We start from the raw sequence: 15,538 nt of genomic DNA, 5'->3' as shown, positions 1-15,538 counted from the left end.
GCGGACGCCGCAGCGCGTCGCGGCGTGCTCCAGGCACAAAAAATCCCCTCACGCAGGAGGGGTCGCCGTGCTCACGCGCGCTCTGTCGCGTCAGCACGGCTCACTAAGGAGCGCCAGGGCCCAAGCCATGTCCGCATGATACCCCCGGGCGCGCGGCCCCCGCATCTCGCATAGCGCGCAGACCGCCCGATCCGGCGCGCCGCGTGACAGCTGCGTCCTGCCATTGCCGCATGCGCCGCACCTACGGAACACTGCGGACAAGGCTCTCACTGCCATGCGAGCCCGCCCGACACGCCGTGCCGGCCACCCGGCCAGGTACTTGCCCTGCGAAGCAACCTCCCCGACGGAGGTCGGCGTTCTGTCGGGGCGCAGGTGATCAGAATGGTGGGAGGCCAGGGTGAGCGCAGGAAGCGCCCGTCCCACGGGGGCCAGGCCCCGCAGTTGCGAACTACAGGAGGACATGTGACCACGCAACGCAGTGGGGGCGAACTCACCGACCCCATGACGGTCGACGAGTTCCGTGCCACGACCAACGCCATCGTGGCCAACATCGAGCAGGTCATCGAGGGCAAGACCGCGACCGTGCGGCTGGCCCTGGCCGTGCTGCTGGCCGAGGGCCACCTGCTCATCGAGGACGTCCCCGGCGTGGGCAAGACGAAGCTGGCCAAGGCGCTGGCCCGGTCCATCGACTGCTCGGTGCGGCGCATCCAGTTCACCCCCGACCTGCTGCCCAGCGACGTCACCGGGGTCAGCGTCTACAACCAGGAGACGCGCGACTTCGAGTTCAAGCCGGGCGCGGTCTTCGCCAACCTGGTGGTCGGCGACGAGATCAACCGGGCCTCGCCGAAGACCCAGTCGGCGCTGCTGGAGTGCATGGAGGAGCACCAGGTCACCGTGGACGGCGTCACGTACGCCATGGAGATCCCGTTCATGGTGGTCGCGACGCAGAACCCGATCGAGATGGAGGGCACGTACCCGCTGCCCGAGGCCCAGCGCGACCGGTTCACCGCCCGCATCGCGATGGGCTACCCCGACGCCGCGGCCGAGTACGCCATGCTCGACGGCTACCACTCGCACGACCCGCTGGAGGACCTGACCTCGGTCGTCGACGGCGGCACCGTACGCCGGCTCATCGCCACGGTGCGCAGCGTGCACGTCGCCGAGGCGGTCAAGCGCTACGCCGTGGAGCTGGTCACCGCCACCCGTGAGGCCCCCGAGCTGCGCCTGGGCGCGTCCCCCCGGTCCACGCTGCAGCTGCTGCGCACGGCCAAGGCCGTCGCCGCGCTGGACGGCCGCGACTACGTGGTGCCCGACGACCTGCAGACGCTCGCCGTGCCGGTGCTCGCGCACCGCGTCATCCCCACCGCCGACGCGCAGCTGGCCCGGCGCACCACCGACGCGATCCTGTCCGAGCTGGTGCACCGCCTGCCGGTGCCGCACGACCGCGGGCGCTCCCCCTACGACACCCGCCCGGCGACGCCGCCCAACTCCTTCTACGACCGGCGGGGCTGACCGATGCGTGAGGCGCTGCGCGGGCTCACCACCCGTGGCCGCTCGTTCCTCGCCGCGGGGGCGGCCGCGCTGCTGTGCGCGCTCGCCCTCGGCGAGAAGGACCTGATGCGGGTGGCGGTGCTGCTGGTGGCGCTGCCGTTGATGGCGGCGGCGTACGTCGGCCGGGCGCGCTACAAGCTCGCCTGCACGCGCAGCCTCGACCCGTACCGGGTGCAGGCCGGCGGCAGCGCGCGGGTGCTGCTCCGGCTGCAGAACATGTCCCGCCTGCCCACCGGCACCCTGCTGCTGGAGGACCGGCTGCCGTACGCGCTGGGCAGCCGCCCCCGCCTGGTGCTGGAGCGCCTCGGCGCGCAGCAGGCCAGCTCGGTGGCGTACACGGTGCGCGCCGAGCTGCGCGGCCGCTACGAGGTCGGCCCGCTGACGCTGCGCATGACCGACCCGTTCGGGCTGTGCGAGCTGACCCGCTCGTTCCCCAGCGCCGACAAGCTGACCGTCATCCCGAACGTGTCGCCGCTGCAGCTGGTGCGCCTCGCCGGGGAATACTCGGGCACCGGCGACAGCCGCGCCCGCTCGGTCGCCGTGCACGGCGAGGACGACGCCGCGACCCGCGAGTACCGCCGCGGCGACGACCTGCGCAGAGTTCACTGGCGCTCCACCGCCCGGGTCGGCGAGCTGATGGTGCGCCGCGAGGAGCAGCCGTGGGAGAGCCGGGCCACCGTCCTGCTCGACACGCGGCTGGGCGCGCACCGGGGCGAGGGCCCGACGGCCAGCTTCGAGTGGGCGGTGTCGGCCTCGGCCAGCATCGCGGTGCACCTGCGCCAGGCCGGATACCGGCTGCGCCTGGTCACCGACGCCGGCGCCGACATCGACGCCACCGAGGGGGTCGGCGACGGCATGCTGCTCGACCACCTGGCCGAGGTGAAGGCGTCCCCGCGCGGCGACGTCGCCGGCCTGGTCGAGCACACCCGGCGGCGCGCCGACGGCGGCCTGATCATCGCGGTGCTGGGCCTGCTCACCGCCGAGGAGGCGCGCCTGCTGTCGGCCCTGCGCACCAGCGGCACCACCTGCGTGGCGTTCTTCCTGGACGCCAGCACGTGGCTCAACCTGCCCGCGCCGGCCCGCGAGGCCGCCGAGCACGAGCACGCGGCGGCGGCACTGTCACTGATGCAGAGCGGCTGGCGGGTCGTGCGGGTCAAGCACGGCGACCAGCTGCCCACGCTGTGGCCGCAGGCGGCCCGGGGCCAGCAGGGCTTCGCGGTGCGCGCGGCGATGGCCGAGACGGTCACCATGGGAGGCGGCCGATGAACTCACGACGTCATCTGGGCCTGGTCGCGGGCGCGGCCACGGTGCTCGCCTCGGCCCCGATCTCGCAGATCTTCGCCGGCTGGAGCTGGCTGTTCGAGGGCGGGCTCATGGTCGCGATGGTGACCGGAGCCGCGCTGGGGGCGCGCTCGCTGCGCGGGCGCCTCTGGGCCCAGCTGCTGGCCATGCTGGCCGCCCTCCTGATCGGCCTGACCTGGCTGTTCGGCGAGGACACCGCCATCCTCGGGCTGATCCCGACGCCGGACACGTTCGCCCAGTTCGGCAAGCTGTTCGCGCTGGCCGGCGAGGAGGTCCAGAAGAGCTACGTGCCGGTGCCCGACCTGGAAGGGCTGCTGTTCGTCAGCGCGCTGGGCATGGGCGCGGTGGCGATCCTGGTGGACCTGTGCGCGGTGGGACTGCGCCGCCCGGCGCTGGCGGGCCTGCCGATGCTGGCCATCTACTCGGTGCCGGTCGCGGTCTACGTGGACTCGGTGACGCCGATCCCGTTCATCGTCGGCTCGATCGGCTTCCTGTGGCTGCTGGTCAGCGACAACGTCGACCGGGTGCGCCGCTTCGGCCGCCGGTTCACCGGCGAGGGCCGCGGCGTCGACGTCTGGGAGCCGTCCCCGCTGGCGTCGGCCGGCCGGCGGCTGGCCGTGGTCGGCGTGCTGGCGGCGGTCGCGCTGCCGCTGGCCGTGCCCGCGATGAGCGCGGGCTTCCTCGGCGACTTCGGCTCCGGCGACGGCCTCGGCCAGGCCGGCAAGGGCCCCCGCGGCAACGGCCGGGTGGACCTGTTCGCCGAGCTGAGCGGGCGGCTCAAGCAGGCCGGCGTGCAGGACATGGTGAAGGTCACCACCAACGACCCGGACCCGTTCTACATGCGCTTCGGGGTCGCCGACCAGATCAGCGGCGGCGGCTTCGCCAGCCACCAGCCCACCGGGCAACCGGTCAGCGACAACCTGCCCGACCCCGCCGGGCTCGACCTCAGCGCGGTGCGCTCGCAGGCCGCGACGGCCCGCGTCGAGATCACCGAGAACTTCGCCATGCCGCTGCTGCCGGTCTACTCGGCGCCGACCTCGATCCGCGAGCTGGACGCCGCGTGGTCGTACGACCCGTCGCTGCAGATCGTCTACTCGCAGCGAGCCAACTCCGCCGAGCTGGCGTACGAGTTCGACTACGTGCGCGCGGAGTTCACCCCCGACCAGCTGCGCACCGCGCCGACCTTGGCCGCGTCCGACGTCAACCAGCGCGAGTACAGCCGGGTGCCCGAGGTGGCCCAGGTGCGGACCCTGGTCGACAAGCTGGTCGAAGGCAAGACGAACAACTACGACCGGGTCCGCGCGCTCTACGACCACTTCTCGGCCAAGAACGGCTTCAAGTACGACGTGGCGGCCCCGGCGGGCACCTCCGGCGCGGCCATCGCGGACTTCCTGAACAACAAGCGCGGCTTCTGCGAGCAGTACGCCGCGGCGCTGGCCTGGATGGTGCGCACCGCGCACATCCCGGCGCGGGTGGCGTTCGGCTTCACGCTGGGCGGCTCGGCGGACAACGGCGTGCGCACCCTCACCAACCGCAACCTGCACGCCTGGACCGAGGTCTACTTCTCCGGGTTCGGCTGGGTCCCGTTCGACGCGACCCCCTCGACGTACGTGGTGGGCTCGGCCCCCACGGCCTGGGCCCCGGACGTGGACGCGCCCGAGGCGGCCCCGGGCGGCGTACGCCCCTCGCTGAGCCCGGGTGCCAGCGGCGGGCCGGAGGGGCCGGGCGGTCCGTCGCGCGACCCGATCGACCCCGACGGCGGCGTGATCGGCCCGATCCTCGTCGACGACGAGCTGCCCACCTGGGTCTGGGTGGCGAGCGGCGGCGTGGTGCTGCTGCTGGCACTGCTGCTCACCCCGGCGCTGCGGCGCACGATGCTGCGCCGGCGGCGTGGCATGCGCACCGCGGCGGCCCCCTCCGGCGGCGGGTTCGCCGAGGTAGGCGTGTCGGCTGCGGACCTGACCATGACCGTGGTCGGGGACACCGACGCGGCCCGGCGGCAGGCCCACGCGGCCTGGGACGAGCTCATCGACACGATGATCGACCACCGGCTGGTGGTCGATCCGGCGGAGACCCCGCGGGCCACGGTCGACCGGCTGATCAGCACCGCGCTGCCCGCCTCGGCGGCCGCGGAGCAGGCACGCCTGCTCGGCCTGGCCGAGGAGCGGGCCCGGTACGCGCCGGTGCCGCTGTCGGCCGAACGCCTCACCCCGGCTGTCCGGGCGGTGCGCCAGGCCATCGCGGGCGAGGCCGACCGGGGCGTGCGCCTGACCGCGCTGCTGATGCCGCCGTCGGTGCTGCTGCGGTGGCGCAACGCGGCGTACGCCGGGTTCACCGCGCTGTCGGTGCGGATGTCCCGGCTGAGCGGGATCGGCAAGCGGGTGCTGGGGCCACTGCGGCCCGGGCGGCTGCTGCGCTGACCCGCGTTTCGCGCCAAGCATGATCGAGGGCCGCCCCATCCGGGGCGGCCCTCGTCGTCGTGGCACCGGCGCGGCACGCCGGTGCGGGGATTTCAGCGGTCGAAGTCGCCGCGCTCGCGCCAGCGGCTCTCGAGGCGGTCGATGATGCCGCCGGTGCGGCCGCCCCGGCTGCCGCCTCGGGTGCGTCGCGTCGCGGTGCCGCCCACGGAACGCAGTTCGGCGGTCTGGCTGCGCTTGTGCGCCAGCATCCAGAACGCCGCCGCGCCGAGCATCAGCACGAAGCCGACGACGCCCAGCCACAGCTTCTCGCTGTCGGCGACGCCGTAGACGACCAGGCCCAGTCCGGCGAGGATGAGCACGGCGGAGATGATGATCCGCCGGCGGGCGTGGAATTTGGGGTCGCTGTGGCGGACGGCCGAAGCGAACTTCGGGTCTTCGGACAGCGACCGCTCGATCTGCTCGAACAGCCTCTGCTCGTGCTCGGATAGCGGCACGGCTCTCCTCCCCGGTCCGCCAGGTCGGCGTTCCCTATCCAGGGTGCGACAGAGCGCCGATTCCCCAGATGAAGATCGCCAAACCGTGAATACGTGTCGCAGCCGGACGACTGCTACCCGTCAGTCTACGAGGGCGGTGGCGGGTCGGAAAGCGGGACGACCATGCCCGGAGCGGGATTTTGCGGCCGCGGGCCCGCCGCACCCGCAGAACGCCGGGTCGTACCGAGAAGACTGGCCGGACGGAGGGCCCCGCGACCGAACCGGGCGATGACAGCATCACCGGCCACCTCGGCCTCCCGCCAGCCGTCCTCCTCCTCGCCGAGCGCCAGCTGCCGCACCGCCCCATCCGCTGCCAGCAGCCCCTCCAGCCGCACCCCCACCAGCCGGATGCGCTGCTGCGCCCGCACCGCCTCGAACAGCTCCCAGGCGGTGGCGAGGATGTCGTGTGCCACATCGGTCGGTCCGGGCAGCGTGCGCGAGCGGGAGATGGTCCGGAAGTCGGCGAACCGCACCTTGATCGACACGGTCCGCCCGGCCTGTCCGGCGGCGCGGGCCCGGGCGGCCACCTTCTGCGCCAGCGCCAGCATGGTCTTGCGCAGCGCCTCCGGGTCGCCCAGGTCGGTGTCGAAGGTCACCTCGGCGCCGATCGACTTCTCCTGGTGCTCGGTGCTGACCTGGCGCGGATCGCGGCCCCAGGCCAGCTCGTGCAGGTGCGCGGCCAGGGACTGCCCCACCGCGGCACGCAGCAGGCTCAGGCTGGCGTCGGCGACGTCGGCGACGGTGCGCAGGCCCAGCCGGTGCAGCGACTCCTCGGTGCGCTCACCCACTCCCCACAGCACCGACACCGGCAACGGGCGCAGGAACTTCAGCGTCTTGTCGGCGGGGATGACCAGCATGCCGTCCGGCTTGGCCCGGGTGGAGCCGAGCTTGGCCAGGAACTTGTTCGGCGCGACCCCGATCGAGCAGGTGAGCTGAAGCTCGTCGGCGACGCGGCGGCGGATCAGCCGGGCGATCTCGGCGGGCGGGCCGAACAGCCGGCGGCTGCCGGACACGTCGAGGAACGCCTCGTCCACCGACAGCTGCTCGACCAGCGGGGTGACGTCACGGAACACCGCCATCACGGCCTGCGAGACCTCGGCGTACGCCGCCATGTCCGGAGGGATGAAGATCGCCTGCGGGCAGCGGCTGCGCGCCATCGCGGTGGGCATCGCGCTGCGCACGCCGTATGCCCGCGCCTCGTAGCTGGCCGAGGAGACCACCCCGCGCCCGCCGGTGCCGCCGACCACCACGGGCAGCCCGCGCAGCTCCGGGCGGCGGCGCACCTCGACGGCGGCGAAGAACGCGTCCATGTCGATGTGCAGAAACGGGCACCCCGCATCGTCACCGTCAGGCCCGAAGCCCTTAGGCGCCCCACCCCCGGAAGCACGTCCCACCCCTCGGACGCTACCGCCCCGGTAAGACACCACCCCGCCCGCCGCCGGGCGGCGAACCGCCGGCTGGGTGCAGTTTCGGGGAAACTGCGGCTGACGCGTCGCCGGTTCGCGCAGTTTCCCCGAAACTGCGGGCCGACGGCCGGGTAGGGCGTGGCCGGGTGAGAGTGGTGGGTGGCGGCGGTCAGGGGCGGTGGACGAGCAGGGGGATGCGCATCTCGGGTTCGGTGAGGGAGCCGTGCATGGCGATCAGGCGGGCGACCGAGGGCGGGTCGGTGGCGGTGGCCAGGATCGCCCAGTCGTCGCGGCAGACCACAACCACGTCGCCGAGGCGGGCCGCGTGGCGTTCGCCCAACGGGCCGTACCAGCCGGTGGCGATCGCCTCGTCGCGGGAGCCGATCCAGGCCGCGTGCCCGGCCCGGGACCGCCAGGCGGCGAGCACGTCCGCGGTCGCGCCCGGCGCGGTGTGCAGGTAGCGCACCCGGGGCTCGCCGGTGACCACCCGCACCCCGGCGGACAGCGCCGGGTCGGCGTGCACGTCGATGCGGTGGTCGGCGGGCACGTCGAGCTGCCCGTGATCGGCGGTGACCACCAGCGCGGCGTCCTCGGGCAGGCCGCCGACGAGCCGGGCCAGCAGGACATCCACCTCGGCGGCGGCCTGCGCCCACTCGGCCGAGGTGAGGCCGTGCTCGTGGCCGGCCTTGTCCAGGCGCGGGTGGTAGCCGTAGACGAGGGCGCGCGCCGGGGCCTCCTTCAGCGCCGTGAGCATGCCGGTGGCCAGGGAGTCGACGTCGACCGCGGGCAGGTATCGCGCACCGGCGCTGGTCGCCGTGGTCAGGCCGCTGCCCGCGTACTCGGGGCGGTTCACCACCGTGGTGTCGATCCCGGCGGCGGCCGCGGCGGCGTACAGCGGTGGCACCGGCACCCAGGCCGCCGGTGGTGGATCGTCGGCCCAGACGGTGTGGTTGAGCACCCGGTCGGTGCCCGGGACGAGGGTGTTGAACGCCAGCACACCGTGCGCGCCCGGCAGCGCGCCGGTGGCGAGGCTGACCAGGCTGGTCGGGGTGGTCGACGGGAAGCCGCAGGTGGTCGACAGTGCCAGACCGAGCTCGCCGCGCAGGGTCGCCGCGATCACCGGGGCGACCGGGGCCATCGCGGGCAGCTGGTGGTGCCCCATCCCGTCGACGAGCAGCACCGCGACGCGGCGTACGCCGTCGAGCCGGGCGGCCAGGCCCAGCCGGTCGGGCAGGCCCGGCACACCGAGCGCGGCCAGCGCGCCGGGCAGCACGTCGGCGAGCGTGCCCTCGTCGTAGTTCGGCGCGACGAACACGGCGGCCTCCCGGCGGGTCAGTGATCGGTGTGGCCGCGGCGGCGGGCCAGCAGGTGCAGCTGGGTCGCCACGTCCCGGTACGGCGGCACGGCCGACGCGGCCAGCTCGAAGGCCAGCAGCGCCTCCGGGTCGGCGTCGGCGACGACCCCGGGGACCAGGTCGGCGACCACGCGCACCCCGTGTGCCTGCTCGACGAGCAGCCCGGCCTCGGCCAGCAGCGCCTCCGCGCCGATGAGGTCGAACCGGCGCCGCACCGTGTCCCGCCCGGTGACCCGGGCCTGCGCGTCCGCCAGCAGCGCGGCCGCGGCCTGCCACTGCCCGGCGACCGCGCGGGACAGCACCGCGGCGGCCCGGTTGGCGACCAGGACGCTGGCCGCGCCGCCCGGCCGCAGCGCGTCGTGCAGCGCCTGCGCGACCGCGTCCGGGTCGTCGACGAACTCGAACACGGCGTGGCACAGCACCAGGTCCGCGGCGGCGGGCGGGATCAGGTCGCCGAGCGAGTCGGCGTCGCCCTGCAGCGCACGCACCCGTTCGGCCACGCCCGCGTCGGTGGCCCGGCGCAGCAGCGACGCCAGCGCGTCGGGGCTCGGATCGACGACGGTCACGGTGTGTCCGGCCTCGGCCAGCGGCACGGCGAACCCGCCGGTGCCGCCGCCGACGTCGACGACGCTGAGCGGGCGGCCGTCCTGTCCGGCCAGCTCACCGCGCAGCACCGACCAGATCACGGCGGTACGGGGTCCCGCAATGCGGGCTTGCGCCACAGTTCGCTCCACGCCGCCGAGCCTAGCGGCCGTCGGTGGCGTGCCGTCGGGGCACGCCGTCCCGGCGGGCCGCCGGGACGGGCCGCCGGCGGGGGTCAGCTGTCACCCCGCAGCCTGCCCTCGACCGGGCCGCGTTCGATCACGAGCTTCGCGCCGAACCGCTCCATCAGCTGGGCCGTCTGCTCGTCGCTGAGGTCGGCCCGCATCTGCACGGCGCAGGCGTATCCGTCGATGCTCAGCGAGAACGTCAGCGCGGCGGCGGTGGGCAGGAACCGGCGCTCGCTCAGCTCGACGACCACCTTCTCCAGGTCGACCCGCGAGTGCGGGCAGGTCACCAGCCGGTAGGGCTTGCCCTTCACGTACTTCTCGACGCCTTCGACGACGCCGGGCAGCCCGTTGCCCTCGTGCACGCCGAGCACGACGGTGCCCTTGGCGTCGATCCCGGTGCCGACGAACGTCTCCCAGTGCCCGCGGATGTACTCGTCGAGGCTGGCCGGCTCACCCGCCACCACGACCCGGACCACGCTGCCCCGGGGCAGGCTGGTGCCGCCGGGCGGATCGGTCACCGCGACGACGCCGCGGTCGAGCAGCAGCCCCGGCTCGTACTTGACGAGGGGCACCAGACCGGCCTTACCGAACTCCTTGTCCAGCAGGCCGATGCCGCCGTCCACCACGTGCGGCACCCGGGTCGTGGCGACGGCCGCGTCGGCCGACGGCTCCGGCACGTCCGCGGGCGGCAGGTTGCGCGCGGCGCAACCGGCGACCGCACCGGCGAGCACCAGCGCGGCGACCCGCGCCGGCCAGCTCCGCTGTCCGCTCATGTCCAGCCTTTCCTACGTGCCGCCGCCTCAGGAGGTGAGGATGGTCGCGTTGAGGTGGGTCTCGATGTTGGTCAACTGCTCGGCGACGACGCCGCGGCAGCCGCTGGTGCAGCCGACGATCATCCCGAGGGCGATGGCGTTGCTGGCGCCGGATCTGATGTAGACCGGGCCGCCGGAGTCGCCGGTGCGCACGATGATGTCGCCGTTGCGGCCGCCCTCCATGAGCCCGCCGGTGCAGCCCTCGGCGTCGCAGATCATGGCGTTCAGGCCGATCACGGTGACGCCGCAGGTGGCCTTGGTGACCATGCCGCTGAGGCAGACCACGTCGCCGACCAGCGGGTTGCGCTTGGCGGTGATGTTGCGCTGGGTCGGGCAGCACGGGTCGGTGTGGATGACGTTGTCGTAGGTCTCCGCGGCGGAGCCCACGAAGAGCATGTCGTACGCCGGGTAGTCGCTCTTGCGCGAGCCGGTGCCCCAGAACTGTGTCGAGGAGTAGATGTTCTGCCCGTTGCCGAAGCAGTGCCCGGCGCTGATGCCGCCGCTGTACACCGCCGTGTCCCCGGTGACCGACTTGCGCCGGGCGACGAACGCGGTGGTGCAGGTGTTCGTCGGGCCGGAGTTGACCCGCACGCCCGCGCCGCCGAAGTGCGCCTCGCCGTCGTTGAGCCGGCCGGTGCGCGCGGCGGTGTCGACGGTGACGTCGGCGACCTCGCCCAGCGCGTCCCGCAGCGCCTGCGCGGCAGCCGGGAAGCGGGGGTCGAAGGTGACCTGGTAGCGGGAGTCCGCGGCGCGCAGGCTGTAGCTGAACGTCGCCCGCGCCGCGTCGGGGTGCCAGGCGCGGCCCGCGAGCAGTTCGTCGGCGGCGGCCAGGCGCTCGGCGGAGAAGCAGCCGACCTTGACGGCCGTCCTCATGGCGACCGCGCCGTCGGCGGCCTGCGCCGCCGTGGCCAGGCCGCTGCCGAGGGAGGCCGCCCGGGTGCGCTGCTCCGGGGTGACCACGATGGTCACCGTCTGCGTGTTGTGGTCGATCGCGGTGCCGATGTAACCGCGGCGCACCTGGTCGGCGATGCGCTCCTTGCCCCCGGTCACCCCGAGGGCCTGCCGCGCGGCCGTCTGCACGGCGCGGTTGGCCTCGCGGGCCGGCTCGGTGTCGAGCCACTGCCCGTAGGCGGGCGCGCGGTCGGCGGTCAGGCTCGCGGCGAGCCCGGCGGGCGGCGCGGCGACCTGGCAGTCCACGGTGAGCGCCGGCACGGCCTGGGCGGGCAGGGAGGTGACCAGGATGGCCAGCAGCAGGCCGCAGCCGGCCACGATCGACGACGTTTTCCGCATCTGGTGTCCGTTCGTCCCAGGGGTGATGGGTCGAGCGAACGTTATCGACAGATTCTCGTCCACACAAGACGTACGGTCGTCCTTTATGGACCACGAGTAATCGATCCGCTACTAACGGAAATCCCTGGAGGCGACCGGGGTCGCCACGGTCAGCGTCTCCAGCTGATCCGCGACCAGATTGCGCACCCCCGACGCCGACTCCAGCCGCCCCCGGACCAGCAGCGCCGCACTGCCCCGGGCCACCTTGCGGTAGCGCAGCCACTCTGTTGACCGGATTAAGCAGCGACTCGCCGAAGCGGTGCGGGGCGTCGGCGATGGAGCTTCGGTAGTTCTTGTCGCGTGATGCCTGGTTATGGCCAAGAGCGCGACCTGAGTTCCATCGTTCTGCCCCGGTGGGGCAGGGTCGAGGCGTCGGACGGGGTTGTCCCCTGGGCCGTCGTGGACGAGGCCGGGCGGGTGGTGGAGCCGGTCGCCCGGTTCCTGCGAGACTTCTTCGCCTGTGGATACGGGGCGTTGAGCGTACGCAGTTACGCCTTTGACCTGCTGCGTTGGTGGAGATGGCTGCGCGTGATCGGGGTCGAGTGGGACAGGGCGACCTCCGAGGACGTGAAAGATTTCGTGCTGTGGTTGCAGCAGGCGGCAAAGCCCCGGCTGTCGCCTCGGACTGGGTCGGCGTTCACTGCGGGCACCGTCAACCCAGTGACCCGCAAGGCCTACCTCGATGATCGGTACAAGCCTCGGACCACTCGGCACAGCAATGCCGTGCTGCGCAGCTTCTACGACTTCTGGATCGACTCCGGCGGCGGCCCGCTGGTCAATCCGGTGCCGCTGCAGCGGGCGCGGGGACAGCGCGCGAACGCCCATCACAATCCGCTGCAGCCGTTTCGGGCGGAGGGTCGGCTGCGTTACAACCCGAAGGTCCCCAAGACCAGACCGCGCGCTCTGCCCGATGAGCTGTGGGCCGAGCTGTTCGCCGCGCTGGGCTCGCACCGGGACCGCGCGATTCTGGCGATCGCCGTGTCCAACGGCGCCAGGGCGTCGGAGATCCTGGGCATCCGCGGCGTCGACGTGGACTGGGGTGAGCAACTGGTTCGGGTCGTGCGCAAGGGAAGCCGGGCGCAGCAGTGGCTGCCGGCCAGCCCTGAGGCGTTCGTCTGGCTGCGTCTCTACCTCGCCGAGGTGGGCGGCCTGGATGCGCAGCAGACGGTGTGGTGGACGCTGCGCCGGCGCGACCGCGGTGAGGGCCTGCATCGGCAGCCGATGAACTACGAGGCGTTACGGGCGGTGTTCCGCCGGGTCAACGGGCTGCTGGGCACGAACTGGTCGATGCACGACCTTCGGCACACGTGTTCGCTGCGGATGGCGCGAGACGAGAACCTGTCGCTGCGTGACGTCCAGACGATCCTGGACCACAAGCACCTGAGCACGACCGCTGATCTCTACATGCTCGAGGAGGAAGCCGATGTCGTGCGCCGCGTCGCCGCGCACCTGGAGGATCGCAAGGTCCCGCCGACGGTCGAGCCGTCGATGATCGGCGGTTACGAGGCCGCCGACCTCGAAGTGCTGTTCGGGGGCCGGGCCGCGTGACCACCGTCGTCGAGGTGCCGCGGGTCAACCTGATCGCCCGGCCGAAGTTGGTCAACCATGAGCATCTGCTGGCCCGGCCCCGGTCCGGAGCGCGCGACGTGCTTACCAAAAGCGAGGTGCTGGCACTGCTTCCGCAGCTGGGTGACTGGCAGCAGGTCGAGAAGCTGCGCGGGGTGTCGAAACAGGCGCAGCGGGTCAAGGGCGTGCTCTATCGGCAGCAGGGCTGGCTGCGGGGCGCGAACAAGATCCTGGCGTGGTTGAAGATCCATCCGGGGCGGGGCTGGCAGGAGCGATGGGTCAACTCCGGCGCGGACAAGGACCTGTCCTGGATCGAGGAGATGGACCCGTTCGACGGCCGCTGCGCCGAGGTCCAGCGGGCGGACTACACCGGCGCGCTGGCGGCATTGTTCCTGCTGCGGGTCGTCTTGCCCAGCTACGACGTGCTCACCGAGTTCAAGTGCGGGGGCACGCTGGCGCGGGTGAGGCAGTTGATGCGCCCTGACGTGTTCGCGCGGGTCCACGACGTGGGCGTTCGGCGGAGCATCAGCAAGATGCACCTGGACCAGGCGTTGGCGGTGTTAAGCAAGATCGTGCTGCATACCGGCCGGGATGTCGACCAGCTCACCCCTGATGATCTTCTTGAGTTGTTCGCGTGGAGCCTGTCGGTGCGGGGTCGCGGTGTCGTCGGGCTGCATCTGGCCTGGGACCTGCTTGCCGATCTGGGGATCCTCCCGCCGGGCAGCACCATGCGCAGTCGGCTCCTGCACGGCCAACGCCCCACCAGTGAGCTGGTCGACGACCACCAGATCCGAAGCAGCGCGGTCCGCGACGTCCTGATCCGCTATCTCGATCAGCGCCGCGCCGCGCTCGACTACAGCACGCTGAGGTCGCAGGCCGGCATCCTGGCGGGCAGGTTCTGGAGCGACGTCGAGGCCCACCATCCGGGCATCGACTCGCTGCGCCTGCCCGAGTCGGTCGCGCAGGCGTGGAAGGAGCGCATCCAGCTCTGCAGGCGCCCGGACGGTGAGCTCATCGCGCGGCAGGACCTGCTGCATCTGCTCACCCAGGTCAGGGCGTTCTACCTCGACATCGCGGAGTGGGCGCGCGAGGACCCCAGTTGGGTGCCCTGGGCCGCGCCCAGCCCCGTCACCCGCCGGGAGGTGCAGGGCCACTTCAAGACCCGCAAGCAGCGCCAGGCCGTCATGCACCAGCGGATCCGTGAACGGCTTCCCCACCTGCCGCTGCTGGCCGACACCGCCCACCGGCTGCGCGAGCAGACCGCCTCGCTGCTGGCCGCCGCCCAGGCCCAGCCGATGAACACGGTCTTCGACCACAGCGGCCGTTCCTATCGGCGGACGAGGCCGAACAACAACGTCACCCGCGCCGGCGCGGCCGCCGAGCCGTGGGTGCACGTCAAAGACCTCGACACCGGCAAGCTGATCAACGCCACGCAGGAAGAGGACTCGATGTTCTGGTCCTGGGCGATCATCGAGACGTTCCGGCACACCGGCGTCCGGGTGGAAGAGCTGCTGGAGATCACCCACCTGGCGCTGGTGTCCTACCGGCTGCCCGACACCGCAGAACTCGTCCCGCTGCTGCAGATCGTCCCGTCGAAGTCGAACGAGGAACGCCTGCTGCTGATCAGCCCGGAACTGGCCAGCGTCCTGGCCAGCATCGTCACCCGGTTGCGCGCCCAGCACGGCGGAGCGGTGCCGCTCGTCACCCGTTATGACGAGCATGAACGTCTCACCGGGCCGCCGCTGCCGCACCTGTTCCAACGCTGTCGTGGGGGAAGGCCCAACGTCATCAGCAGCACCCACCTCAAGAACCTGATCAACAAGGTCCTCGCCGCCACCGGGCTCAAGGACGCCACCGGCCAGCCGCTGATCTACACCCCGCACGACTTCCGGCGGATGTTCGCCACCGACGCCGTCACCGGCGGGCTGCCGGTGCACATCGCGGCCCGGCTGCTGGGCCACGCCTCGCTGGAGACCACGCAGGCATACCTGGCGGTGTTCCAGGACGACATGATCCGCGCCTACCGCAGCTACCTGCAGGAGCGCCGTTCGGTCCGACCCGCGCAGGAATACCGCGAACCCACCGACGACGAGTGGCACGAGTTCCAGCAGCACTTCCAGACCCGCAAGCTCGAACTGGGCACCTGCGGCCGCCCCTACGGCAGCCCCTGCAAGCACGAGCACGCCTGCATCCGCTGCCCGATGCTGCACGTCGACCCCGGCCAGCAGCAGCGTCTCGCCGAGATCATCCAGAACCTCGGCGACCGCATCAGCGAAGCCCGCATGAACGGCTGGCTGGGCGAAGTCCAGGGACTCCAGATCAGCCTCGACGCCGCCGCGAACAAGATGGCGAGCCTGCGCAGAACATCGAGCAAAGGCGCTCAGACAGCGATGATCGGCATGCCAGTGATTCGTCAACCGTGACAGTTCAAGGCACCGATCGGCGAAGCAGCCATCGGGCCTGACGAGTCACGATCTCGTCACGAGGACAGCGGG

The 15,538-nt window shown here is 72.4% G+C and carries 12 protein-coding genes; 5 read left to right on the top strand and 7 right to left on the bottom strand.

What is annotated here, in order from left to right:
• Positions 1 to 501: 501 nt before the first annotated feature.
• The 3 genes from HAV39_RS27800 to HAV39_RS27790 are packed head-to-tail and all read left to right on the top strand — an operon-like array spanning position 502 to position 5,273.
• Positions 502 to 1,512: an AAA family ATPase gene (locus HAV39_RS27800; protein ID WP_120321374.1), complete on the top strand. Its 1,011-nt coding sequence runs from the start codon at positions 502 to 504 to the stop codon at positions 1,510 to 1,512.
• A 3-nt stretch (positions 1,513 to 1,515) separates the two neighbouring features.
• The gene (locus HAV39_RS27795) at positions 1,516 to 2,817 is read left to right on the top strand and encodes a DUF58 domain-containing protein (RefSeq protein WP_191842154.1); all 1,302 of its coding nucleotides are present in this window, start codon (positions 1,516 to 1,518) and stop codon (positions 2,815 to 2,817) included.
• A complete protein-coding gene (locus HAV39_RS27790; RefSeq protein WP_191842153.1) occupies positions 2,814 to 5,273 on the top strand; it encodes a transglutaminase TgpA family protein in 2,460 nt (819 codons plus the stop codon). The genes HAV39_RS27795 and HAV39_RS27790 overlap by 4 nt, the downstream gene beginning before the upstream one ends.
• Positions 5,274 to 5,365: 92 nt before the next feature.
• Here the strand turns inward: HAV39_RS27790 and HAV39_RS27785 are convergent, their stop codons facing one another.
• The 7 genes from HAV39_RS27785 to HAV39_RS43360 form a co-directional block, all read right to left on the bottom strand.
• Positions 5,366 to 5,767 (bottom strand): DUF3040 domain-containing protein, encoded by a 402-nt coding sequence (locus HAV39_RS27785; protein WP_191842152.1) that lies wholly within the window; start codon positions 5,765 to 5,767, stop codon positions 5,366 to 5,368.
• Between the two features lie 125 nt (positions 5,768 to 5,892).
• Positions 5,893 to 7,200: a DNA polymerase IV gene (locus HAV39_RS27780; protein ID WP_275413895.1), complete on the bottom strand. Its 1,308-nt coding sequence runs from the start codon at positions 7,198 to 7,200 to the stop codon at positions 5,893 to 5,895.
• A 181-nt stretch (positions 7,201 to 7,381) separates the two neighbouring features.
• The gene (locus tag HAV39_RS27775) at positions 7,382 to 8,548 is read right to left on the bottom strand and encodes an alkaline phosphatase family protein (RefSeq protein WP_191842241.1); all 1,167 of its coding nucleotides are present in this window, start codon (positions 8,546 to 8,548) and stop codon (positions 7,382 to 7,384) included.
• Positions 8,545 to 9,300 carry a methyltransferase domain-containing protein gene (locus HAV39_RS27770; RefSeq protein ID WP_191842150.1) on the bottom strand — a complete coding sequence of 252 codons (756 nt, stop codon included), beginning with the start codon at positions 9,298 to 9,300 and terminating at the stop codon, positions 8,545 to 8,547. The genes HAV39_RS27775 and HAV39_RS27770 overlap by 4 nt, the downstream gene beginning before the upstream one ends.
• 83 nt (positions 9,301 to 9,383) lie before the next feature.
• Complete coding sequence (locus HAV39_RS27765) at positions 9,384 to 10,109, bottom strand: PASTA domain-containing protein (RefSeq protein ID WP_191842149.1); 726 nt, start codon at positions 10,107 to 10,109, stop codon at positions 9,384 to 9,386.
• A gap of 27 nt (positions 10,110 to 10,136) precedes the next feature.
• Entirely contained in the window at positions 10,137 to 11,438 is a 1,302-nt protein-coding gene (locus HAV39_RS27760; RefSeq protein WP_191842148.1) for a chymotrypsin family serine protease, read from the bottom strand.
• A gap of 111 nt (positions 11,439 to 11,549) precedes the next feature.
• The gene (locus HAV39_RS43360) at positions 11,550 to 11,681 is read right to left on the bottom strand and encodes a hypothetical protein (protein WP_275413896.1); all 132 of its coding nucleotides are present in this window, start codon (positions 11,679 to 11,681) and stop codon (positions 11,550 to 11,552) included.
• A gap of 195 nt (positions 11,682 to 11,876) precedes the next feature.
• Between HAV39_RS43360 and HAV39_RS27755 the strand changes: the two genes are divergently transcribed.
• Positions 11,877 to 13,025 (top strand): tyrosine-type recombinase/integrase, encoded by a 1,149-nt coding sequence (locus HAV39_RS27755; protein ID WP_203736069.1) that lies wholly within the window; start codon positions 11,877 to 11,879, stop codon positions 13,023 to 13,025.
• A complete protein-coding gene (locus tag HAV39_RS27750) occupies positions 13,022 to 15,466 on the top strand; it encodes a tyrosine-type recombinase/integrase (protein WP_191842146.1) in 2,445 nt (814 codons plus the stop codon). Before HAV39_RS27755 ends, HAV39_RS27750 begins: the two co-directional genes overlap by 4 nt.
• Positions 15,467 to 15,538 lie beyond the last annotated feature (72 nt).

Origin of the sequence: Catellatospora chokoriensis (assembly GCF_011297315.1) — a bacterium.
GTDB lineage: Bacteria > Actinomycetota > Actinomycetes > Mycobacteriales > Micromonosporaceae > Catellatospora > Catellatospora citrea.
Note: the sequence above shows the minus strand (reverse complement) of the source record. Positions and strands in the feature narration are given on the sequence as shown.

Excerpts from the sequence above, each read along its gene's own strand:
- HAV39_RS27795 (WP_191842154.1), top strand. The coding sequence starts at position 1,516 with ATGCGTGAGGCGCTGCGCGGGCTCACCACCCGTGGCCGCTCGTTCCTC.
- HAV39_RS27765 (WP_191842149.1), bottom strand. The coding sequence starts at position 10,109 with ATGAGCGGACAGCGGAGCTGGCCGGCGCGGGTCGCCGCGCTGGTGCTC.
- HAV39_RS27800 (WP_120321374.1), top strand. The coding sequence starts at position 502 with ATGACGGTCGACGAGTTCCGTGCCACGACCAACGCCATCGTGGCCAAC.
- HAV39_RS27760 (WP_191842148.1), bottom strand. The coding sequence starts at position 11,438 with ATGCGGAAAACGTCGTCGATCGTGGCCGGCTGCGGCCTGCTGCTGGCC.
- HAV39_RS27790 (WP_191842153.1), top strand. The coding sequence starts at position 2,814 with ATGAACTCACGACGTCATCTGGGCCTGGTCGCGGGCGCGGCCACGGTG.